The organism is Streptomyces sp. NPDC034049 (genome assembly GCF_055575575.1).
Genome location: NZ_JBVISJ010000002.1, coordinates 125417 through 147256, shown reverse-complemented (window position 1 = coordinate 147256; position 21840 = coordinate 125417). Strand labels below are relative to the sequence as shown.

Below are 21840 nucleotides of genomic sequence, written 5' to 3'. Positions count from 1 at the left end.
TACGGGTGTTACGGGAGGGCGGGGGTGTGGCGTGGGTCTCTCGTGCGGTCGCCGCGTCCGCTCGCGTCCGTCGCCGCTCGGCCTCCTCCGGTTGCCCGTGAGGCCGGTCGTGATCGCCCACAGCGAACGGGCGGCGGCTCGGGGAACATTCCTCGACTCACGGGCATTGAGTCGGCATAGCTCAACTTGACTGCCGAGGGAGAGATCATGGCTTCGACGTCCGCACCGCTCACCCTGCCCGTACTGCCGCTCGACGACGAGGTCGTGCTGCCGGGCATGGTGGTGCCTCTGGACCTCAATGACGCGGATGTACGGGCCGCGGTGGAGGCCGCGCAGGCCGCGGCGCGGGCGGTGCCCGGCAAGCCCAAGGTGCTGCTGGTGCCGCGGATCGACGGGGCCTACGCGAGCACCGGTGTGCTCGGGACCGTCGAGCAGGTCGGGCGGCTCGCCGACGGGGACCCGGGAGCGCTGATCCGCGCCATAGGGCGGGTACGGATCGGGGCCGGGACCACCGGGCCCGGTGCCGCCCTGTGGGTGGAGGGCACGCGGCTCGACGACAGCGTGCCGGAGCCGCTGCCCGGACAGGTCGCCGAACTCGTCAAGGAGTACAAGGCACTTGCCACCAGCTGGCTGCGCAAGCGCGGCGCCTGGCAGGTCGTGGACCGGGTGCAGGCGATCGACGACGTCTCCGCGCTCGCCGACAACTCCGGCTACTCGCCCTTCCTCACCGTCGAGCAGAAGATCCAGCTCCTGGAGACCGCCGACGCCGTCGCCCGGCTGAAGCTCGCCACCCAGCTGCTCCGCGACCACCTCGCCGAGCAGGACGTCGCCGAGACCATCGCCAAGGACGTCCAGGAGGGCGTCGACAAGCAGCAGCGCGAGTTCCTGCTGCGGCGTCAGCTCGAAGCCGTCCGCAAGGAACTGCGCGAACTGAACGGCGAGAAGGACGGCGAGGAGTCCGACGACTACCGGGCGCGCGTCGAGGCCGCCGACCTGCCGGAGGCGGTCCGGGAGGCCGCGCTCAAGGAGGTCGACAAGCTGGAGCGCTCCAGCGACCAGTCGCCCGAGGGCGGATGGATCCGCACCTGGCTCGACACCGTCCTCGAACTCCCCTGGAACGAGCGGACCGAGGACGCCTACGACATCCAGGGCGCGAAGGGCGTCCTGGACGCCGAGCACGCCGGGCTGGAGGACGTCAAGGAGCGCATCACCGAGTACCTCGCGGTGCGCAAGCGACGGGCCGACCGGGGCCTCGGTGTCGTCGGCGGGCGGCGCGGCGGTGCCGTGCTCGCGCTCGTCGGGCCGCCCGGCGTCGGCAAGACCAGTCTCGGCGAGTCCGTGGCGCACGCCATGGGGCGCAAGTTCGTCCGGGTCGCGCTCGGCGGTGTGCGGGACGAGGCGGAGATCCGCGGGCACCGGCGTACGTACGTCGGTGCGCTCCCCGGACGGATCGTCCGCGCCATCAAGGAAGCCGGGTCCATGAACCCCGTCGTCCTGCTCGACGAGATCGACAAGGTGGGCTCCGACTTCCGGGGCGACCCGGCGGCGGCGCTGCTGGAGGTCCTCGACCCCGCGCAGAACCACACCTTCCGGGACCACTACCTGGAGGTCGAGCTGGACCTGAGCGACGTCGTCTTCCTCGCCACCGCCAACGTGCTGGAGGCGATCCCCGAGGCCCTGCTCGACCGGATGGAACTCGTCCGGCTCGACGGGTACACGGAGGACGAGAAGGTCGTCATCGCCCGGGACCACCTGCTGCCCCGCCAGCTGGAGCGGGCCGGGCTCGACGCCGACGAGGTCGTGCTCGACGAGAGCGCCCTGCGCAAGCTCGCCGGTGAGTACACGCGCGAGGCGGGCGTCCGGAACCTGGAGCGGTCCGTGGCACGGCTGCTGCGCAAGGTCGCGGCCCAGCACGAACTGGGTCAGCGGGAGCTGCCGTTCACCGTCACCGACGGGGATCTGCGCGGGCTCATCGGGCGCCCGCACCATGTGCCCGAGTCGGCCCAGGACCCCGCGGAGCGGCGTACGGCGGTGCCGGGTGTCGCCACCGGGCTCGCGGTCACCGGCGCGGGCGGCGACGTCCTCTACGTCGAGGCGTCGCTCGCCGACCCGGAGACGGGCGCGGCGGGGCTGACCCTCACCGGTCAGCTGGGCGACGTCATGAAGGAGTCCGCGCAGATCGCGCTCTCCTTCCTGCGGTCGCACGGCGCGGAGCTGGAGCTGCCCGTCGCCGACCTGAAGGACCGGGGCGTGCACATCCACTTCCCGGCGGGCGCGGTCCCCAAGGACGGCCCCAGCGCCGGCGTCACCATGACGACGGCCCTCGCCTCGCTGCTGTCCGGGCGGCTGGTCCGTACGGACGTGGCGATGACGGGTGAGGTCTCGCTGACGGGCCGGGTGCTGCCCATCGGCGGGGTGAAGCAGAAGCTGCTCGCCGCGCACCGGGCCGGTGTCACCACCGTCGTCATTCCGAAGCGGAACGAGGCCGACCTCGACGATGTGCCGGCGGAGGTGCTCGACAAGCTGGACGTCCACGCGGTCACCGATGTCCGGCAGGTGCTGGAGCTGGCGCTGGCTCCGGCGGCGGTGGAGGTGCCCGTGGCCGCGTGAGCGCTCCGCTGTGAGGGGTGTGGGGTGGGGGCGTGCGGGTGAGTGGGCAGGTGCGGGTCCGGTGGGGGCTTCTCGCGCAGTTCCCCGCGCCCCTGAAGGAGCCTTCGGCCCTTCGATGAAAAGCACGGGGCGCAGCCCCTGCTTTTCAGGGGCCCGGGGAACTGCGCGAGAAGCCCCACCGGACCCGCGGGCGACCAGGGCGATGTTCCGCCCCCCACCTACGAAATACTGACCCGCAGGTAGCCGGAATCGGAAAGCAGGAGCGCTGACGTGCACGACGAGGGCGGAAACGGCGACGGCGGCGGGGTCGGGGCCGGCGGGCCGACGGCAGGAATGCCGGCGGCCGGCATGGACCAGGCGTTCCTGGCCCTCGAACGCGAGTTGACGGTCCTGCTGCGGCGCGCCCGGGCCAAGTCCGGCGAGATGGCCCGGGCCGTCCACCCCGACCTGGAGTCCGCCGCCTACGGTCTCCTCGCCCGCCTCGACGAGGCCGGTCGGCTGCGCGCCACCGAACTCGCCGCCTACATCGGCGTCGGCAAGGCCACCATGTCCCGTCAGCTGCGCGCCCTCGAACACCTCGGCCTCATCGCCCGCGAACCCGACCCCGCCGACGGCCGCGCCTGGCTCGTCCACCTCACGGAGGAGGGCCGGGCCCGCTTCCGGGCGGTCCGGGACGCCCGCCGGGGGGCGTACGTACGTCAGCTGGCGGGGTGGGACCGGGACGAGGTGGCCCAACTCGCGCGTCTGCTGCACCAGTTGAACCGGGGCGTGGAGGGCTGAGACCCGGAGGGGTCGCTCACCACTCCACGAACACCACGCTCGCGTCGTCGTGCGTCTTGGCGCGGCCCAGGAACCGCCGCTCCACATCGGTGGCCTCCAGCTCCCGCACCCGCTGCACCAGCCCCCGCGCCCCCGTCTTGCGGACCAGGGTGAGGCAGTCCGCCCAGTCGCCCTCGCGGAACGTCTCCACCCAGCGGCCCGCCCCGTCCGTCAACGCGACCAGCGCGCGGACCTCCTCGCGGGGGACGGTTCCCGTCACCGCGCGCGCGGCCACGGCGGGATCGGCGGCGGCCGTCCAGAATCCGCCCTCCTTGTTCCGCACCGTCGAGTCGGCGATCGCGGCCGTCGCCAGCGAGGCCCGGGGCAGCAGGGCGAGACGGTCGTCCAGGACGGCCGTCACCGCGCCGTCCGGCCGCTCGAACAGCAGGGCCGAGTCCGACAACACCAGGTACTCCACGGCCTCCGTGGACCAGCGGGCCAGGACCACCGTGGCCTGTGGGGTTCGTGGGTGAGAAAGGTCACAGGTTTGGGTGTGGGTCCGGGCGGTACGAGAAATGGCCTGTGAGAGCACGTCGGGCAACGGTGAATCCCGCTCCGAAACGGACAGTTCGGTCAGGGTGCCGCCGAGGCGGGAAGTGAACCATGCGACCGAATGTCGACAGCCGTAGCCCTCGGGCGGCGGAGTCACGCCGTCGAGGACGACGAGGGCGCCGCCCTGTCCCCCCGCGGGCAGGGCCACCGACGCGAAGTCCTCGTTGGGGCGAAGGGGATCGCCGGGTTCCGAGACGAGTTCCGTGCGCATTCGGCCAGTCTGCACGAGCCCGCCGCAAGATCCGTGAAAGGCCGACAATGGTCGTGGTACGACCCGGACCCTCCAGGTGGGCCGCCGGGTTTGGCATGGAATGATCGTGAGCGGTGAAGCGCGGCGGCGAATACTGTCAAAGCGCGTCGCCGACGTCCAACCGGCCCGCTGCGGAGGGCATCGGCACGAGCCGGAGGAACTTGCCCGCCAACTCCCCGGGGATGTTCACTCCTTCGGGTGGCGGGACTGATGATGCGGGACCACTGCCCACCGGCACTGGGAGGGTCGGGAGCCGTACCGGGGGGACGGCCGTATTTGACGAGTTGACGGATCGTCACCCGGGCCAATGGGTACACGAGTCAGGAATGCGAGCACCGGTGCAGAAGACGCGGCCTCGGCGCGCAGGCAAGCAGGCAGCTTCGAAGGCCTCCGCGGCCTCCCCGAACCAGCAGGGGACGGCACAGGCAGAGGCCCCCGCCGTCGGCACCGGACGGAAGGCGCGCGTACGCAATCGGCTCATCGTCGCCGTGGCCGTCGTGGCCGCCGCCATAGCGGGCGCCGGGGCGCCCTCGATCCTCGCCGCCTCGGAGCAACTGCACGACACCCAGAGCCTGGTCACGCTCGCCGAGCAGACCCAGGAGGCGCTCACCCTCGCGCACGCGCTCGCGGACGAGCGGGACGAGGTCACCGCGTACATCGCCGCCGGGCGCCCGAAGCGGGCCGCGCCCAGCAAGCAGCGCAGCGACCGCGTCGACACCCAGGCCGAGGAACTGAGTGCCGACACCGACACCTCCGCCGCCCTGCGGGAGGACATCGAGTCCATCGCCGGCGTGCGGCAGGCGGCCCTCTCCGGGAAGAGCACCGCTCTGGAGGCGCACACGGCGTACACCGCCGTCGTCACCGAACTCCACGCCCTCGCCGAGGAACTGGCCGCCGAACTGCCGCCGCGCGCGGGCGGCGGCGCCTACGCCCTCGCCGAACTCGACAGCGCCGTCCAGCAGGCCGCCGCCGCCCGGGGGCTCCTCGTCGCCGCGCTCAGCGTCCCGACGACCACCCAGACGGTCATCGACCCCACCACCGGGCTGCCCACGACCAGGACCGGAGCCTCGGCCGCCGACGCGAAGCAGCGCGACGCCCTCACCGCCGTCGCCCAGCAGGCCCGCGTCCGTTCCGACGCCGCCCTCGCCCACTTCCGCGAGACCGCGCCCGCCGCCGGACGCTCCTCCTACGACGCCACGGTCACCGGCCCCGAGGCCGACACCGCCGACGCGTACCTGGCCGACCTCACCGACCAGCCCACGCTCTCCGCCGACGAGGCCGGCACCAGCGCCGAGAAGGTCGGCGCCGCCCTCTCCGCCCGTGTGGACCTGATGCGCGGCGCCGAGTCCTCCCTCTACGACCGGCGCACCAAGGACCTCGCCCAGCTGCGCGACGAGGACGTCACCGCGCTGGAGATCCGGGTCGCCGTCCTGGGCGCCCTGATGCTCCTGGCCGTCGGCGTCGCCACCGGCATGGCCCGCTCCCTCACCCGCCCGCTCGCGGTGCTGCGCATCGGCTCCGCCCGGGTCGCCGGCGACCCCGCGCACGAGGAACCGGTCAAGTTCACCGGCCGCAACGACGAGTTCGCCCAGGTCGTGCGCTCGGTCAACGCGCTCCACGCGCACGCCCTCGCCCTGCACGAGCGGCTCGCGCCCCTGGAGGGCGACCGCAAGCACCTCATCGGCCAGCGCCAGACCATGGCCGACGAACGCGACCGGCTGCGCGCCGAACTCGCCGAGGCGACCGCCCATCTGACGAAGGTCCAGCACAGCGTCCACGCCACCTTCGTCAACCTCGCGCTGCGCACCCTCGGCCTCGTCGAGCGGCAGCTCGCCGTCATCGAGTCGATGGAGGAGCGCGAGCAGGACCCCGACCGGCTCGCCACCCTCTTCAAGCTCGACCACTTCGCGACCGTCATGCGCCGCCACAGCGAGAACCTCCTCGTGCTGGCCGGTCACGAGCACGTCCAGCACCACGCCGGACCCGTCCCGCTCGTCGACGTCGTCCGCGCCGCGGTCAGCGAGATCGAGCGCTACGAACGCGTCCGCATCGCCGCGCTGCCCCCGGGCGCGCACGTCGCCGGGTTCGCCGCCGACGACCTCAGCCACCTCCTCGCCGAACTCCTGGAGAACGGCACCTCGTTCTCGCCGCCGGAGATGTCCGTCGAGGTCACCGGCCATCTGAGGGAGAACGGCGAGATCACCCTCTCCGTCCAGGACGGCGGCATCGGCGTCGCCCCCGAGCGGCTCGCCCGGCTCAACTCCCGCCTCACCGACTTCGACCCCGAGGCGCCCTACGAGCAGGAGGACGGCGAGGGCCTCGGCCTCGGCCTGTACGTCGTGGCCCGCCTCGCCCACCGGCTCGGCACCCCCGTCCGGCTCCAGCCGCACGGCTCGGGCGGCACCGCCGCGGTCGTCGTCCTGCCCAAGGCGCTGCTGGCCCCCACGCCCGCCGTGCCCGTGGGCACCCCAGTCTCCGTCACGCCCCAGTTCTCGCTGCCGGGCGCCGACGCCGAGGCCAACTCGAACGTCCTGCCCGGCCGATCCGTCGCCGTACGCGAGCCCGAGGGCGACGGCGACCCGCTCATCGAGGCGGCCGAGCGGGCACTTCAGGCGAGGGAGGCCGTGGGGACGGCCGCCGTCGCCGCAGAGGTCGCCGGGAGCGTCGTACCGGAAGACGACGCACCCGAGGCCGCACCCGGCCCCGACACCGGGGCCGGTACCGGACCCGTGTCCGGGGCCGAGTCCGTGTCCGAGACGACGATGGAGCTCTTCGCTCCGGTGACCCCGGGGAAGGGCGCCGACGAGGAGAGCGACGAGGACTCCGCCGCCCACGAGAGCCACGCCGGCACAGGCGTGGGCGCGGACGGCGACACCGACGGCGACGCCTCGTACCCGGGCGAACCCGACACCCACGAGCGGGCCGCCGACGAGGGGAACACGGCGCGCGCGACCGAGGGGTCACGGGCCGGGACGGAGGGGCCACGGGGTGATGCGACCCCGCGGCTCACCGACAAGGGGCTGCCCAAGCGCACGCCCCGGATCACCGCGCCGGTGCCCACGACCCCCCGGCCACGGGTGGGCGGCGTGAACGCCGAGGAACTGCGCCGTCGGCTCGGCGGGTTCCACCAGGGGGCCAGGGAGGGGCGGCGTGACGTCGAGGCGGAGATCGCCGAGCAATCGGGTGAGACACGGATGCCCGTGCCGCACGAGTACCGGACAGAGGCAGTTGACACCACGGGGGGCACTTCCGAGGAGGAAAGCAGTTGACCGCGCCCATGACCTTCGGACTGAGCAGTGAAGCCCGCAACCTGCACTGGCTCCTGACCAACCTGGTGGAGGAGGTGCCGGGACTGCTGTCGGTCGCGGTGGTCTCCTCCGACGGACTGCTGCTGCTCTCCTCCGACCCCGGCAGAAACGCCGCGGCCCGCGAGGCCCGGGAAGCACGACCGCAGGGCCCGCGGGGCTCCGCCGCCGACCTGGCCACCATCGTCTCCGGCATCGGCAGCCTCACCATCGGCGCCGCCAAGCTGATGGAGTTCGGCGGGGTCAAGCAGACGATGGTCGCGATGGACGAGGGCAGCCTCTTCGTGATGTCGATCAGCGACGGCTCGCTGCTCGGGGTGCACGGCTCCCCGGACTGCGACATGAGCGTGGTGGCGTACCACATGGCGCTCTTCGTCGGCCGCGCCGGCCATGTACTCACCCCGGAACTCCGCAGCGAACTGCGCAAGTCCCTGGAGGCCGAGTCCCAGAGGGAGACCGAGGCGGCCGGGAGCCGACGATGAGCGGCCCCAGGCAGAACAGGGCGCGGGCCCACGAGTCCGGCCGGGTGAAGCGGCCGCCCGCGACGAAGGGCGCGACGGGCGCCAGGAGCACGAAGGGCGCCAAGAGGCTGCCCGTGCGCGGCGGCGACCGCAAACCCGCCCGCGTACGCCCCTACTCGCTCACCGGCGGCCGCACCCGCTTCGGTCACGTCCTCCTCGTGGAGACGTTCGTCGCCGTGCTCGAAGCTCCGGCGGAGCGGCCGGAGTTGGCTGGGGGTACCGCCCACACGTTCCCTCGTGGGGGAGGTTCACCCAACACCAGGGTGATGCCCGAGATGCGGGCCATCGTCGAACTCTGCCGCCGTATGCGGACGGTGGCGGAGATCGCCGCGCTGCTGAAGATGCCGCTCGGCGTGGTCCGCGTCCTCCTCAGCGATCTCGCGGACCAGGGAAAGATCCGTGTGTACGGAACAGGTCACGGACCGGGACAGCCGGACCGCGCTCTGCTGGAAAGGGTGCTGAGTGGACTCCGCCGTCTCTGACGCCGCCTCGGCTGGCGTCAACCCCGACGCCTCGGCCGGCGTCACCCCGGGCGTCGACGACGCCTCCCGTGTCGGGACAGACACGGACGCGCCTCGTGTCGGGACGGACACGGGCGCGCCCCGTGTCGAGATAGACGCGGACGCTCCTCGTCTGGACGTGGACGCCGTGCGTGCCGGGACCGGCACGCACGGCGTCGGCATCGACACCGGTACGACCCCGCCCGGGGGCTACGCCCGGGCGGCCTCCCGCGGTCTCGACCGGCTCGCCGAGGCCGAGGCGGAGGCCGACACCGGCCCCGTCGGGCCCGGCGCGGAGCCCGAGGAGGAGCTGAAACCCTGGCAGTCCGACCTGAGCCGGGCCCCCATCGCCACCAAGATCGTGGTGGCGGGCGGCTTCGGCGTCGGCAAGACCACCTTCGTCGGCGCGGTCTCCGAGATCACCCCGCTGCGGACCGAGGCGCTGATGACCGAGGCCAGCGTCGGCACGGACGACCTCTCCAGGACGCCGGACAAGCTCACCACCACCGTGGCCATGGACTACGGCCGCCTCACCCTCGACGACGACCTCGTCCTCTACCTGTTCGGCACCCCCGGGCAGGAGCGGTTCTGGTTCATGTGGGACGACATGGTGCGCGGCGCGATCGGCGCGGTCGTCCTCGCCGACACCCGCCGCCTCGACGACTGCTTCCCCGCGCTCGACTACTTCGAGAGCTGCGGACTGCCGTACATCGTCGCGGTCAACGCCTTCGACGGCAGTGTGCGCTACGAGCCCGAGGACGTACGGGACGCGCTGACCGTGCCCGACCATGTGCCTGTCATGATCATGGACGCACGCAAGCGGGCCTCCGCGATGGAGACCCTGCTGGCGCTGTGCGCCCACGCGATATCCCTCAGCCCCGAGTAGTCCCCGAGCGGGACGTCACGGGACGCCACGGACGAACCAGGAGACCTGTCCGGATGCGGAAGATTCTCGTCGTCGGAGCCGGCCAGTCCGGGCTGCAACTCGCCCTCGGGCTCCAGTCGCACGGGTACGAGGTCACACTGATGTCCAATCGCACCCCGGACGAGATACGCGCGGGCCGCATCATGTCCACCCAGTGCATGTTCGACTCGGCCCTGCGCCACGAGCGCGAGAGCGACCTCGCCTTCTGGGAGTTCCAGGCACCGCGGATCGAGGGCGTCGGAGTCTCCGTCGCCGGCCCGGACGGGCACCGCGCCGTCGACTGGGTCGGCCGGCTGCGCGGGTACGCACAGGCCGTGGACCAGCGGGTGAAGATGGCCGGCTGGATGGAGACGTTCTCCCGGCGGGGCGGCCAGCTGGTCGTCCACGGCGCCGCGGTCTCCGACCTGGACTACTTCTCCCGGCTGTACGACCTCGTGCTCGTCACCGCGGGCAAGGGCGAACTGGTGCGGATGTTCCGCCGCGACGCCGCCCGCTCGCCCTACACCGAACCGCAGCGCGCGCTCGCCGCGGTGTACGTCCACGGACTGGGGCCGCGCCCCGAGCACCCGGAGTTCGACGCGGCCCGCTGCAACCTGGTGCCCGGCGCCGGCGAACTCATCGTCCAGCCCGTCCTCACCACCTCCGGGCGCGCCGACGCCCTCTTCTGGCTGGGCCGGCCCGGCGGGCCGCTCGACGTCTTCGAGGGCGTCCGGAACGCGGAGGAACAGCTCGCGCTGACCCTGGAGCTCATGAAGCGGTACACGCCCTGGGAGTACGCGCGGGCCACGGACGTCGAGGTCACGGACCCGGGGGCGGCGCTGACCGGCCGCTACACCCCGGTCGTGCGGCACCCCGTCGGACAGCTCCCGAGCGGCGGCCTGGTGCTGGGCGCCGGGGACGTCGTCGTGGCCAACGACCCGCTCACCGGGCAGGGCGCCAACTCGGCGGCCAAGTGCGCGGCCGTGTACCTCTCGGCGATCCTCGACCACGGCGACGGACCGTTCGACGAGGTGTGGATGCGACGGACGTTCGAGCGGTTCTGGCGGATCGCGGGGCCCGTCACCAAGTGGACCAACACGATGTTGGCTCCGCCGGCCGAGCACGTCATGGAGCTGGTCGGGGCGGCCGAGGGGCTGCCGGTGGTGGCGGATCGATTCGCCAACGGCTTCGACGACCCGGCGGATTTCGAGGGGTACTTCTACGAGGCGGAGAAGACGCGGGCGTATCTGGCGGAGGTCGCGGGGGGTTGAGGGCCGGGCGCCTACTGGACGGGGGTGCGGGGTTCGTCGGCCGGTGCGGGTGCCGGTGCGGGTGCGTGGGGCTTCTCGCGCAGTTCCTCGCGCCCCTGAGGGGCGTGGGCGCCCTGCGGCATCGAGGAGAGGGCCTTGTCGGTGGTCTCCGACGTCCTGAGGGCGGCGAGTTGGTCCGGGGTCAGGGAGACGAGGAGTTCCTCGATCCTGTCCAGGCGGTCGGACGCGGTGTCGTGTTCTCTCCGGTGCTGTTCGGCGAGGGTGAGCTGGCGGTCCAGCGCCACACGCGCTTTGCGGGCGAGGGCGTCGGTGTCCTGTTCGCTGCCGACCAGGCGCTCGATCGTCTCGGCCCGCTTCCGCGCCACCTGCCCGATCACATGGCCCTGCTCCAGCGCCCGGTGCGGGTCCCGGCTCATCAGCAGCCGTACGTAGGGGGACAGCGCGGTGCTGCTGTTCTGGTACTGCTGCCGCGCCAGCCGGCCGGCCGCGCCCCGGCTGTCGTGCAGGGAGAGACGGGCCGCCGCGAGCCGGTGGTCGAGCCCCGCCACCTCGGCCCGTTGCCTCCTCAGCTCCTCGCCGGTCCGGTGGTACGCCTCGGTGGCCTTCTCGGCCTCCTGGTGGAGCCGTCGCAGGTCGGTGAGGAGGTCGGCGACCGAGCGGCCCTCGGCGGCGGGCGGTTCGGTCGTGGCCATGGCGGGTGCGGGGGCCGTGGCGAGGAGGACGCCGGCCGTGAGGGCCGTGACCGTCACCGTACCGACCAGGCGCAGAAGCCTTTCTGACATGTCATCACCTCCGGTGCTCAGGTGGGCCGTCCACCTCGCACCGGCAGGATCGGGGCAGGGGGAGGCGGCCGCGCGCCGGGTGGACCGTTCGGTGCCGGGGTGTCACTCGTCGGTGGGGCGCGGCCGCGCCGGCGGCGTGGCGGATCGCCCGTCCGCCCGGTCCGGGGTGCCGGCGCCCGCCGGGGTGCCCGGCTTGGACCAGGGCCACTTCAGGTGGCGCCGGGGGTCGGCGTCCGGGGCGTACTCGTACTTCCACAGCTGGTGCAGCAGGCCGCCCCGGCCGGCGTCGACCCGGCGGTAGACGAGGACCGTCGGCGGGCCGCCGGCCGCGTCGGGCACCGGGACCCGGTACGTCTTCGGGGGGTGCCCGGTGATGCCGAGCAGCACGGGCAGGACGCGCCCGTCGAGGGGGCCGCCCACGAAGGGGGTGTCTTGGCTCTTCACCGGACCAGTGTCACAGCAGGTGGCCGGCGTCGGCGACGACGGGCAGGACGCGGCGGGCCAGGGCTCCGACGGCGCCTTCGGGCGTCTCGACGGTGAGGGCGTGCCGGACGGCGGCGGCGGTCTGCGCGTCGCGGCCGGCGGTGGCGGTGAGACAGGCGACGAACTGCTCGACGAGCCAGTCGCGGAGTTCGCCGACGTCCGGTTGTTTGCCCTCGTCGAGCCAGATGAGGGAGGCGGCCTCCACGGAGGTGATCCACATCCGGACGGTCATCCGCAGCCGGAGGCCCGGCTCGGCGACCTCCAGGTGGCGCAGGATGTGGTCGGCGGCGGCGCGCCGGACCCCGTCCACGATGGCCGTCGCGCGGGAGGTCTCCACGACGCTGCCGCCCTGGAGGAGGGCGCTGAAGCCGGTGTCGTGGGTGTCCACGAAGGTGAGATACCGGTCGAGGGCGCGGGCGAGGCGGCTGGTGAGGGGGCCCTCGGCGGGCTCGTCGAAGCAGTGCTCCAGTTCCTCGGCGGCCGTGCGCAGGGCCGCCTCGTAGAGCTGCTGCTTGCCGCCGGGGAAGTAGCGGTAGACGAGGGGCCGGGAGACGCCGGCCGCCTCCGCGACGTCGTCGAGGGAGACGTCCTCGGGCGCGTGGTGCGCGAAGAGCTCCAGGGCCGCGTCCAGCAGCTGGCTGCGCCGTTCTTCGACACTGAGCCGACGGTACGTGCGGGTGGGGGCCTCGGACGTCATACCTCGCAGCGTACGGGCTGCGCCGCTGGGCCGGGGCGCCCAGTGGGGTGGGGTGCGTGCATCGTCGGCGGGTGCGGGTGAGTGGGGCTTCTCGCGCAGTTCCCCGCGCCCCTAAATGACCAGGCCCTGCGGGCCTGAAAAGCATGGGGCGCAGCCCCGGCTTTTCAGGGGCGCGGGGAACTGCGCGAGAAGTCCCACCGGGCCCGCGGCCGCCGTGCGACCCGCACCCCCGAGCCATGAGGCGCCCAGCCCATCACCCCTACGGCAACAACCCCGACGACCTCCACATCCGCCGCCCCACACCCCGCAGCACCCCGATGTCGTCCAGGAAGTCCGTCAACCGCTTCGCCCCGGTCTGCATGATGTCGCGCCGGTGCCCGCTGGCCCGTACCTGGGCGACGGCCGCCCGCTGGTCGAGGCCGACGTTCGAGTAGACCTCGGGGTTGATGAACGCGACCGAGAAGACGCGGGCGAACTCGCCGGACGTGACGCGGGTGAAGCTCCGGGACAGCCGCGGAGCGGTCACCATCTGGCGGCGCAGCTCCTCACGCGCGTACCGCACATGCCGCGCCTCCTCGACGACATGGATCCGCGTGACCCCCCGGATCAGCGGCTGCACCCGCTCGTCCGCGAAGGTCAGCCGCTGCATCCAGTCGAGGATCTCCTCGCCGAGCAGGGTCGCCGTGAAGGACCCCGGTGTCGTCGAGATCGTCTTGAAGACGCGGCCCAGATTCTGGTGCAGCCGGCTCACCGGGTAGTACGGCGTACCGCCCTTGCTGATCAGCCGGGCGAACATCTTCGAGTGCCGGCACTCGTCCTCGATCTCGGTCAGCGCGTAGCGCACATGTGCGCTGGTCGCGGCCCGGTCGTAGATGTGCCGGACGAGCAGCTGCATGAGGATGATCTCGAACCAGATGCCGAGGGAGGCCAGCGCCGCGGCCTCGTGCTGGGACAGCGCGATGCGCTGCTCCTGCGACATCCCGCGCCACATCGGCGTCCCGTACAGGGACACCAGCTCCGGCGGCCAGAACCACTTCCCCTCCTCGAAGGGGGCGTCCCAGTCCAGCTCCTCGTCCGGGTCGAAGGAGTGCTTCGCGGACGAGAGGAGCAGCCGCTCGGCCACCTGTTCCCGGTCCTTGAGGAGCCCGAGCGCGTCGCGCAGCACGTCCGCCTCCGACCCGGGGTTGGTCGCGTTCACCGAGGTCACCGTAGTCATGGCTGTCGCAGCTCCTCGTACGGGATGGCAGGAAGTCACCGGCGTGAGTTACCGGCGGTCACCGCTTATGAGACTACTTGTCAGCAAGGCCGTCAATCCTTTGCGCGCGACTTGTGCAGTAGCGTGCTGGCGTGTCCATGCCTCCATCGCCTCAGCAGCCCTACGGCCAGCAGCCGCCGCACCAGGGGCCCTACGGCCAGCAGCCGTCGCCTCAGGGGCCGTACGGCCAGCAGCCGTACCCGCCGCAGCAACCACAGCCGCAGCCGTACGGCCGACAGCCGCACGTACCGCAGCAGTACCCGCCGCCACCGCAGCAGTACGGCGCGCCCCATCCCGCCGGGTGGCAGCCCCCGCCGCCGCCGAAGAGCCGGACGGGGCTCGTCCTCGGGCTCGTCGGCGGGGTCGTCGGGCTCATGGTGCTCGGGGCCGTGGGCCTGTGGGTCGTCGGGACGAAGAGCACCAGCGGCTTTCCGGAGGCCGAGTACAAGCTGGCCCTGCCCGAGACCGTCCTCGACGGTGAGTACAAGCTGGCCCAGGACCTCTCCGACACCGAGGGGCGCCAGGTGGAGGACGAGGCGGAGGGCGCCTTCGACGCCCGTGACGTCACGGCCGCCGTCGCGCAGTACGCGCCCGCGGGCGACGGGGCCGAGGGCGCCCTGATCGTGTCGGGCATGTACGGCCGGTTCAAGAACACCGACGCCGCCCGCGACAACATGCTGAAGGGCGCGGCCGGGGTCAGCTCCATCACGGTGGTCGTGCCGCCCGAGGACTACACCCCGGGCGACTCCGACCTCACCATCAGCTGCCAGGTCGTCACCCAGAACCAGGCCGGCAGCAAGATCACGTACCCCATGTGCGCCTGGGCCGACGGCAACACGGGGGCGTCCGTCGCAGAGCTGAGCGTGGAGAGCGTCGGACAGGACGCCTCGGAGGTGGACGTGGAGGCCTTCGCGGAGCGCACCCTTCAGGTCCGCTCCGAACTCCGGCAGCCGATCAGCTGAGGACCGCGTCGGCGATGGGTTCCGCCGGCCCCGCCGGGAACGACGTGCGCAGGGTGAAGGCGTACGGCGTCGGGCCGTGGGCGCGGAGGTGGAGGATCCGTTCCTCCGCCTCGGCCACGGTGGGGCGGTGGCCGGCCGGAACCCACCACAGCGCGGTCGCCGCCTCGCTCAGCCGCTCGAACCACTCCCGCCTGCGGGCCAGCAACTCCCGGTGCTGTCCCTGGTACATGAACGCGGTCAGGGCGTCGGTGTCCCGCCACACGGACATGTTGATGATCAGCCACTCGTCGCCGAGGACGGGGATGTCGGTCGCGTTGCCGGAGTCGCTCTGGAGGCGCCAGACGAAACCGGGGGAGCGGTCAGCGACCGCGTTCACCGGGTCGAGGGCGTCGACGAAGTCCTTCAACTGGGGTGAGTCCAGCGGGGCTTGGAGGCGGGCGATGTTCACCTGGGCGAGTTCGTACGCGGCGGTCGTCATGGGCGAACGGTAGGGCCGGGTGGGCCCGCGGGCCCACTGGTTATCTCAGGAACTGGGCAGGCGATCACGGCGCGCCGGCCGGGCTTCTCGCGCGGTTCCCCGCGTCCCTCACGGGGCGCCGGAGGCCCTGAGCACCGCCCGCATCACCTCCCGCGCGATCGGTGCCGCGTCCCCACCCCCGCTGATGTCGCCCCGGACCGCCTCCGCGTCCTCCACCACCACCGCCACGGCCACCTCGGGTTCCATCGCCTCGTCGGACTGGGCCCAGCCGACGAACCAGGCGAACGGGGTGCCGGAGTTGCCGAGGCCGTGCTGGGCGGTGCCGGTCTTGCCGCCGACGGTGGCGTGGCGGAGGGCCGCGTTGGCGCCGGTGCCGTTCTCGACGACGCCGCGCATGAGGTCCCGCATCCGGCGCGCGGTGGTGGGGTCCATGACCTGGCGCGGGGTGTGCGTGCCCGAGCCGGCGACCGTGCGGCCGCTCGCCGTGGTGGTGCGTTCGACGAGGTACGGCGGCCGCACCGAACCGCCGTTCGCGACGGCCGCCGCGACCAGCGCCATCTGCAGGGGGGTCGCCCGGGTGTCGTACTGGCCGATGGAGGAGAGCGCGAGCTGCGCCCGGTCCATGTCGGTGTCGAAGCTGCTGGGGGCGACCGAGAAGGGGATCCGCAGGCCGGCGTCGTTGAAGCCGAAGGCGCGGGCGGTGTCCGTCATGGCGTCGAGGCCGACGTCCACGCCCAGTTTCGCGAACACCGTGTTGCAGGACCACTCGAAGGCATAGCGCAACGAGGCGTTCTCGCACCCCTCGACCTCGTTGGAGAGGGAGGTCGTGGTGCCCGGCAGGGTGTACGGGTCGGGGGAGCGGGTCGGCGCGTCGAGGTCCTCGACCACCCCGGTGTCCAGCGCGGCGGCCGCCGTCACCACCTTGAAGGTCGAGCCCGGCGGATAGGTCTGCCGCACCGCCCGGTTGAGCATGGGCCTGCTCGCGTCCCCGTTCAGCCGCGCCCACGCCTCGGCCGCCTCGCGCCCGTTGCCGGAGAGCGCCCCGGGGTCGTACGACGGCCGCGAGACCAGCGCCAGGACGCGTCCGGTGGCCGGTTCGAGCGCGGCGACCGCGCCCCGGCGGGTGCCGAGGCCCAGATACGCCGCCCGCTGGGCCGCCTCCCGGATCGTGGTGACGACCGAGCCGCCCGCGTTGCGGTCGCGGGTGATGTCGTTCCACAGCGGGAGGAAGGAGAGCAGCGGGTCGCTGCCGTCGAGGACGGAGTCCTCCGCGTGCTCCAGGAACGTCGTCCCGTACACCTGCGAGGCGAAACCGGTGACCGGCGCGTACAACGGGCCGTCCCGGTAGGTGCGTTCGTAGCGGAGCTGCTCCCCGGTGTCCTTCGAGCCGGTGACCGGGCGCCCCTCGACCACGATGTCCCCGCGCGGCTGGCCCCAACGGGCGATCTCCGGACGGCGGTTGGCGGGGTTGTCGTCGTAGGCCCGGGACTGGAGGACCTGGACCCGGGTGGCGTTGACGAGAAGGGCGAGCAGCAGCAGGGCGCACAGCGCGGCGGCCCGGCGGATGTACCTGGTCATGCGCCCGGGCCCTCCCCGTGCGCGCCCGGGCCCGGCGGGCTCTCCTGCGGCGGCCCGGGGGCGTACTGCCGCCTGGAGGAGTCGCTCAGCCGCATCAGCAGCGCCACGATGACCCAGTTGGTGACGACGGACGAGCCGCCCTGCGCGAGGAAGGGCATCGCCATGCCGGTCAGCGGGATGAGGCCCATGACACCGCCGGCGATGACGAAGACCTGGAGGGCGATGATCGAGGCGAGGCCGGTGGCCAGGAGCCGGCCGAAGGGGTCGCGCAGGGCGAGGCCGGCCCGGAAGCCGCGCTCCACCAGCAGGGCGTAGAGCAGGAAGATCGCGGAGAGTCCGGCCAGGCCCAGCTCCTCGCCCGCCGTGGCCAGGATGAAGTCGGACTTGGCGGCGAAGCCGATCAGGATGGAGTGGCCGAGGCCGAGCCCGGTGCCGAGCAGCCCGCCGGCGGCGAACGCGAAGAGGGACTGGGCGAGTTGGTTGGGTCCCTGTCCCGCCTCGATCGACGCGAACGGATGCAGCCAGTCCTCGACCCGGCTGTGGACGTGCGGTTCGAGCCAGCCGACGGCGACCGCGCCCACGCACGCCAGCAGCAGCCCCACCGCGATCCAGCCGGTGCGGCCCGTGGCGACGTACAGCATGATCACGAACAGGCCGAAGAACAGCAGGGAGGTGCCGAGGTCCCGTTCCAGGACCAGCACGCCGACGCTCAGCAGCCAGATGGTGACGATCGGGCCGAGGACGCGCCCGGTGGGCAGCTGAAGGCGCTTGAACCGCCAGATCTGACGGCCGGCGTACGCCAGCGCGTTGCGGTTGGCCGCGAGATAGCTGGCGAAGAACAGCGCGAGCAGCACCTTCGCGAACTCGCCCGGCTGGATGGAGAACCCGGCGATCCGCATCCAGATCCGGGCCCCGTTGACCGGCGGGAAGAGGATCGGCAGCGCCAGCAGCCCGAGCGCGGTCACCACGGAGACGTACGCGTACCGCTGGAGCACCCGGTGGTCGCGCAGCAGCGCCACCACCGTGATGAACAGCGCCACCCCGAGCGTCGACCAGTTCAGCTGCGCGGGCGCCGCGTGGTCGGCGGGCGTCTCCAGGTCGAGCCGGTGGATCAGCACCAGACCCAGGCCGTTGAGGAGCACCGCGATCGGCAGCAGCAGCGGATCGGCGTACGGCGCCCGCAGCCGGACCACGAGATGGGCCAGCAGCGCGAGCACGCCGAGCCCGGCGCCGTAGTCGGCGGCGCCGGGCGGGACCGTGCCGTTCTCGGCCAGACCGACAGCGCAGTAGCCGTACACGGAGAGCAGGACGGCCACGACGGTGAGGGTGAGCTCGACGCCTCGGCGCCGGAGCAGGCGTACGGCGGGCGGTGGGGAGGGGTCCGAGTGATCCGCCGCCAGGGTCGTTCCGGCCTTGTGGTTCATGCCCGGAACTTACCCAAATGCAATGCCTTGTGCGTCTTGTCGGTCAGGCGTCGCACCAGCGTGGCGCCTTGAAGGGGGCGATGTAGCGGGCCGAGCCCCAGGCCCAGGTGCCGTCGACGAGCAGGTACCACTGCCGGTTGCCGTCGACGCTCCGGCCCTCGGTGCGGCAGTAGATCTTGACGATCTCGCCGTAGCGCGCGACCCGGACGACCGAGCCCCCACGGGTCGGGGCGCTGCGCAGGATGAGGCCGGTGCGGGCGACGACCTCGCCGTTGACTATCTGCTTGCTCTCGCGGGGGTCCTCCTGTTCGACACCGGCGGCGGGAGTCGTGGCCGCGAACGCCAGAAGGGCGCCACCGGCAGCGGCTATTCCGAACCGCATGAGCAGAATCCGCAGGGACATCTGATGCTCCTCCAGGGGAAAAGGGGGCGAGGCTGACTATTCGCCACGTTAGGAGGAGGGAGGGTGGGGCGCCTTTCCCGATGGGCCATCAGAGTGGCGCGGCCCTCAGCGGGTGCTGCGGTGCTGCGGGCTCTGCGGGTGCTCTGCGGGTGCGGGGACCCGTGTGATCAGCCCTCATCGACCCGCAGTCGCAGAACGGCCGACGCACCCCCGTCCGCGGCGTTCTCGAACTCCAGCCGCGCCCCCAACACCTCCGCCTGCCCCACGGCGATGGTCAACCCCAGCCCGTGCCCCTTGGCGGAGCCCTCCGTGCGAAATCGTTGTGGCCCCTCACTGACCAGATAGGCCGGGAACCCCTCCCCGTGATCCCGCACACTCACCACCGCCCCCTCCACGGTCAGCACCACCGGAGGCGCCCCGTGCCGGTGGGCGTTGGCCACCAGGTTCCCCAGCACCCGCTCCAGCCGCCGCCGATCGGTCTCCACCCACGCGTCCTCGACGACCCGCACCTCGGTCTCGCCGCTCGTGTGCGCGGCCACCCGCTCCACCACCGGACCGAGCCGGATCGCGTCCAGCTCCAGCCGCTCGCTCCCCGCGTCCAGCCGCGAGATCTCCAGCAGATCCTCGGTCAGCGTCCGCAACGCGGCGACCCGGTCCCGCACCAGCTCCGTCGGCCGCCCCGCCGGCAGCAGCTCGGCCGCCGCGTGCAGCCCGGTCAACGGCGTCCGCAGCTCGTGCGCGACGTCCGCCGTGAACCGCTGCTCGCCGAGCAGCTTGCGCTGCAGCGTGGACGCCATGGTGTCGAGCGCGGCGGCCACCGCGGCCACCTCGTCGCGGTACCGCGCCGGGTCCGTCGTACGGGGATCGCCCACCCGCGCGTCCAGGTCGCCCGCGCTGATCCGCCGGGCCACCTGGGAGGTCGTGCGCAGCCGCCGGGTCACCCCGCTGACGCCCAGCGCGCCGACGACCAGCGTCACGCCGATCGCCAGAGCCGAGGACCCCAGGATGGCCCGGTCGAGGTTCTCGATGGTGGCCGCGCTCTGCGCGTAGTCGATCTGTACGGCGAGGGCCCGACCGTCGGCGGGGGCGGCGGCCCACATCGAGGGGACCCCGGCGACGACCCCGACCATCGTGCCGCGCCGCCCGCTCACCGCCAGCTCGCGCAGTTCCGCCGGCAGACCACGCGGATCGATCCCGGAATCGGGCGGGAGCCGGTTCCCCGCCTCGTACGCCCGCGCCGCCTCGTCGAGCCGGACCAGCGCGCGGGAACGCGCGTCGCTCACGGTCCGGTTGGTGACGGAGACATGGACGAGGGCGCCGAGCAGCGCGGCCAGCCCGCAGCACATGACCGTGATGAAGGCCAGCGCCTTCCAGGTGAGCGAGGACGTCCACCGGGGCAGGCCGAACCGTTTCCGCGCGGACCTCTCGACGCTCACCCCGGCCTCACCGACGACGAGGCGGCGGACGGGACGGACAGAGGGGAGAGGCCGGCCGACGGGGAGGCGGAGGGCGAGGCGGCCGGTGAGCGGGACGGCTTCACCGGTCCGCCCACGCGGAGGATCTCGTCCCGTGTGAGCAGCATCGCCAGCTGGTCCTCGTCCCAGGTCCACTGCGTGCGGTACTCGTAGCCGACGATGCCCGCGGGGGAGCGGATGATCACCGTACGGCCGGCCAGCTCGACCGCGAGCACGGCGTCGTCGTTGGCCAGCACCTGCACCAGCCGGTCCGCCTGGAACGTGTACATCCGCACCGCCGTCTGGTTGCCGGGCAGCAGCCGGAAGCCGAGCACCATGTCGTCGCGCCCGTCGCCGGTGAGGTCCCGGTAGTAGGCCTTCAGGACGGGGCACCCGGCTCGACGGGCGTCCGTGCCGGAGTCCGGGCCCGGGGCGGCGGTTCCGTCCGCCCCCGCCTCGGCGCTCTCCCCGGCGCCCTTTCCGCAGGCGGCCATGCGCGTGGCCGTTCCCCCGTACGGCGCGCCGGACCCGGAGTACACCTCGGGGTGCGCGGCGATCTCCGCGCGGACCACGGCCGACGGATCCACCCGGTGGATGTCCTCGCCGGGGGCCTTCACGCCCCTGACCACCTCCGTCTCGGCCTCGCCGTAGTCGTAGGCGGGGGAGGACGCGGGCGGCTCCCCGGGCCACAGCCGGGTCGGACCGTTCGCGGCGGGCGTCGCGCCCGCGCTCACCAGCCCTCCGGAGTCACCACAGCCGCCCAGCAGCAGGACGACGGCCACGGCGGCGAAGGCGCCGACGGCAGCGCGCGCGGGGCGGCTGGTGGACACGGGACTCCTGGGCGTACGGGTGAAGGACATGGGGCAAGGGGGTGTGGTCCCGTACACCCTAATTCGCGCGGAAGTGCTTTTTCGTGACGGCCCGATCGCGCACGCCCAGCTGCCCGGCCTGCTCCTCCCGCACGCCCGGCTGCTCGGCCGGCTCGTCCCGTTCGCCCGGTTACTCGGCCTGTTCCTCCAGTTCCTCCAGCAGCCGGACCGTGGCCAGCCCCGTGTGCAGGTACTCCACGAACAGCTCGTTGTGCAGCGCCCACGGCGAACGGCGGGTGCGGATGAGCCGGATCGCCTCCTCGGCGGAGTGCCCGTCGCGGATCAGCGCGTGCGCCACGACCAGACCGGAGCGGTTGTACCCGCTGTAGCAGCGGACGAGGACCCGTTTGCCGTCCTCCAGCGCGTCGCACGCCGCCTGCGCCAGCCGCATCACACCCGCCAACTGCGTACCGTCCAGCGGCCCGTCCGGGATCGGCCACACATGGTGCTCGACCCCGTCGTCCGGCCCGTGCCCCGGCAGCCGCAGCAGGGTCAGCACCAGGTCGAACTCATCGCGCACGACCGCGAATTCGACGCCCCCGGCACCGGTCGGCCCCGCGAACTCGTGTCCGCCCATCCACAGCCCGGGCACGATCTCGCTCCACGGTTCCCTCGGAGCCGGGACATCGGGTTGCTTGCGCGTCCGCAACGGCGCCTCCCCCAGACCTCGGAGCCCATCCGACGGACCATGGCCCTCGACGACGGGTCGTCACCCCAAAGGTA

Annotated in this window: 20 protein-coding genes; 8 read left to right on the top strand and 12 right to left on the bottom strand. The window is 72.8% G+C overall.

The window, feature by feature from the left end; all coding sequences use genetic code 11:
• Positions 1-207: 207 nt before the first annotated feature.
• Complete coding sequence (gene lon, locus ACZ52C_RS05440) at positions 208-2610, top strand: endopeptidase La (protein ID WP_469073524.1); 2403 nt, start codon at positions 208-210, stop codon at positions 2608-2610.
• Between the two features lie 270 nt (positions 2611-2880).
• The gene (locus ACZ52C_RS05435; protein WP_469073523.1) at positions 2881-3390 is read left to right on the top strand and encodes a MarR family winged helix-turn-helix transcriptional regulator; all 510 of its coding nucleotides are present in this window, start codon (positions 2881-2883) and stop codon (positions 3388-3390) included.
• A 16-nt stretch (positions 3391-3406) separates the two neighbouring features.
• Here ACZ52C_RS05435 and ACZ52C_RS05430 read toward each other — a convergent pair whose 3' ends face one another.
• Positions 3407-4192 carry a protein phosphatase 2C domain-containing protein gene (locus ACZ52C_RS05430; protein WP_469073522.1) on the bottom strand — a complete coding sequence of 262 codons (786 nt, stop codon included), beginning with the start codon at positions 4190-4192 and terminating at the stop codon, positions 3407-3409.
• A 377-nt stretch (positions 4193-4569) separates the two neighbouring features.
• Between ACZ52C_RS05430 and ACZ52C_RS05425 the strand changes: the two genes are divergently transcribed.
• From ACZ52C_RS05425 to ACZ52C_RS05405, 5 genes are all read left to right on the top strand, one after another.
• Entirely contained in the window at positions 4570-7500 is a 2931-nt protein-coding gene (locus tag ACZ52C_RS05425; RefSeq protein WP_469073521.1) for a sensor histidine kinase, read from the top strand.
• Complete coding sequence (locus tag ACZ52C_RS05420) at positions 7497-8018, top strand: roadblock/LC7 domain-containing protein (protein WP_045558975.1); 522 nt, start codon at positions 7497-7499, stop codon at positions 8016-8018. Before ACZ52C_RS05425 ends, ACZ52C_RS05420 begins: the two co-directional genes overlap by 4 nt.
• Positions 8015-8539 carry a DUF742 domain-containing protein gene (locus tag ACZ52C_RS05415; RefSeq protein WP_469073520.1) on the top strand — a complete coding sequence of 175 codons (525 nt, stop codon included), beginning with the start codon at positions 8015-8017 and terminating at the stop codon, positions 8537-8539. Before ACZ52C_RS05420 ends, ACZ52C_RS05415 begins: the two co-directional genes overlap by 4 nt.
• A gap of 328 nt (positions 8540-8867) precedes the next feature.
• On the top strand, positions 8868-9443 hold the full coding sequence (locus ACZ52C_RS05410) for a GTP-binding protein (protein ID WP_469074147.1): 576 nt from the start codon (positions 8868-8870) through the stop codon (positions 9441-9443).
• Positions 9444-9496: 53 nt separating this feature from the next.
• Positions 9497-10732: a styrene monooxygenase/indole monooxygenase family protein gene (locus ACZ52C_RS05405; protein ID WP_469073519.1), complete on the top strand. Its 1236-nt coding sequence runs from the start codon at positions 9497-9499 to the stop codon at positions 10730-10732.
• 11 nt (positions 10733-10743) lie between these two features.
• On the opposite strand, the gene ACZ52C_RS05400 is transcribed toward ACZ52C_RS05405, so the two are convergent.
• The 4 genes from ACZ52C_RS05400 to ACZ52C_RS05385 form a co-directional block, all read right to left on the bottom strand.
• Positions 10744-11514 carry a coiled-coil domain-containing protein gene (locus ACZ52C_RS05400; RefSeq protein ID WP_469073518.1) on the bottom strand — a complete coding sequence of 257 codons (771 nt, stop codon included), beginning with the start codon at positions 11512-11514 and terminating at the stop codon, positions 10744-10746.
• Positions 11515-11616: 102 nt separating this feature from the next.
• The gene (locus ACZ52C_RS05395) at positions 11617-11958 is read right to left on the bottom strand and encodes a hypothetical protein (RefSeq protein WP_469073517.1); all 342 of its coding nucleotides are present in this window, start codon (positions 11956-11958) and stop codon (positions 11617-11619) included.
• A gap of 10 nt (positions 11959-11968) precedes the next feature.
• Positions 11969-12694 carry a TetR/AcrR family transcriptional regulator gene (locus ACZ52C_RS05390; RefSeq protein WP_469073516.1) on the bottom strand — a complete coding sequence of 242 codons (726 nt, stop codon included), beginning with the start codon at positions 12692-12694 and terminating at the stop codon, positions 11969-11971.
• A gap of 259 nt (positions 12695-12953) precedes the next feature.
• Positions 12954-13910, bottom strand: coding sequence for an AurF N-oxygenase family protein (locus tag ACZ52C_RS05385; RefSeq protein WP_469073515.1), 957 nt, complete (start codon positions 13908-13910; stop codon positions 12954-12956).
• 137 nt (positions 13911-14047) lie between these two features.
• On the opposite strand from ACZ52C_RS05385, the gene ACZ52C_RS05380 reads away from it, so the two are divergent.
• The gene (locus tag ACZ52C_RS05380) at positions 14048-14911 is read left to right on the top strand and encodes a hypothetical protein (protein ID WP_469074146.1); all 864 of its coding nucleotides are present in this window, start codon (positions 14048-14050) and stop codon (positions 14909-14911) included.
• Here ACZ52C_RS05380 and ACZ52C_RS05375 read toward each other — a convergent pair.
• From ACZ52C_RS05375 to ACZ52C_RS05345, 7 genes are all read right to left on the bottom strand, one after another.
• Positions 14904-15389 (bottom strand): DUF3291 domain-containing protein, encoded by a 486-nt coding sequence (locus ACZ52C_RS05375; protein WP_469073514.1) that lies wholly within the window; start codon positions 15387-15389, stop codon positions 14904-14906. The two genes, ACZ52C_RS05380 and ACZ52C_RS05375, sit on opposite strands and share 8 nt — an antisense overlap.
• A 108-nt stretch (positions 15390-15497) precedes the next feature.
• Positions 15498-16967 (bottom strand): penicillin-binding transpeptidase domain-containing protein, encoded by a 1470-nt coding sequence (locus ACZ52C_RS05370; protein WP_469073513.1) that lies wholly within the window; start codon positions 16965-16967, stop codon positions 15498-15500.
• The gene (locus tag ACZ52C_RS05365) at positions 16964-18391 is read right to left on the bottom strand and encodes an FtsW/RodA/SpoVE family cell cycle protein (protein WP_469073512.1); all 1428 of its coding nucleotides are present in this window, start codon (positions 18389-18391) and stop codon (positions 16964-16966) included. Before ACZ52C_RS05365 ends, ACZ52C_RS05370 begins: the two co-directional genes overlap by 4 nt.
• Before the next feature lie 43 nt (positions 18392-18434).
• Entirely contained in the window at positions 18435-18794 is a 360-nt protein-coding gene (locus tag ACZ52C_RS05360) for an SH3 domain-containing protein (RefSeq protein ID WP_469073511.1), read from the bottom strand.
• A gap of 167 nt (positions 18795-18961) precedes the next feature.
• A complete protein-coding gene (locus tag ACZ52C_RS05355) occupies positions 18962-20230 on the bottom strand; it encodes an ATP-binding protein (protein ID WP_469073510.1) in 1269 nt (422 codons plus the stop codon).
• Positions 20227-21108 (bottom strand): hypothetical protein, encoded by an 882-nt coding sequence (locus tag ACZ52C_RS05350; protein WP_469073509.1) that lies wholly within the window; start codon positions 21106-21108, stop codon positions 20227-20229. Before ACZ52C_RS05350 ends, ACZ52C_RS05355 begins: the two co-directional genes overlap by 4 nt.
• Positions 21109-21247: 139 nt before the next feature.
• The gene (locus tag ACZ52C_RS05345; protein ID WP_469073508.1) at positions 21248-21766 is read right to left on the bottom strand and encodes a protein-tyrosine phosphatase family protein; all 519 of its coding nucleotides are present in this window, start codon (positions 21764-21766) and stop codon (positions 21248-21250) included.
• Positions 21767-21840 lie beyond the last annotated feature (74 nt).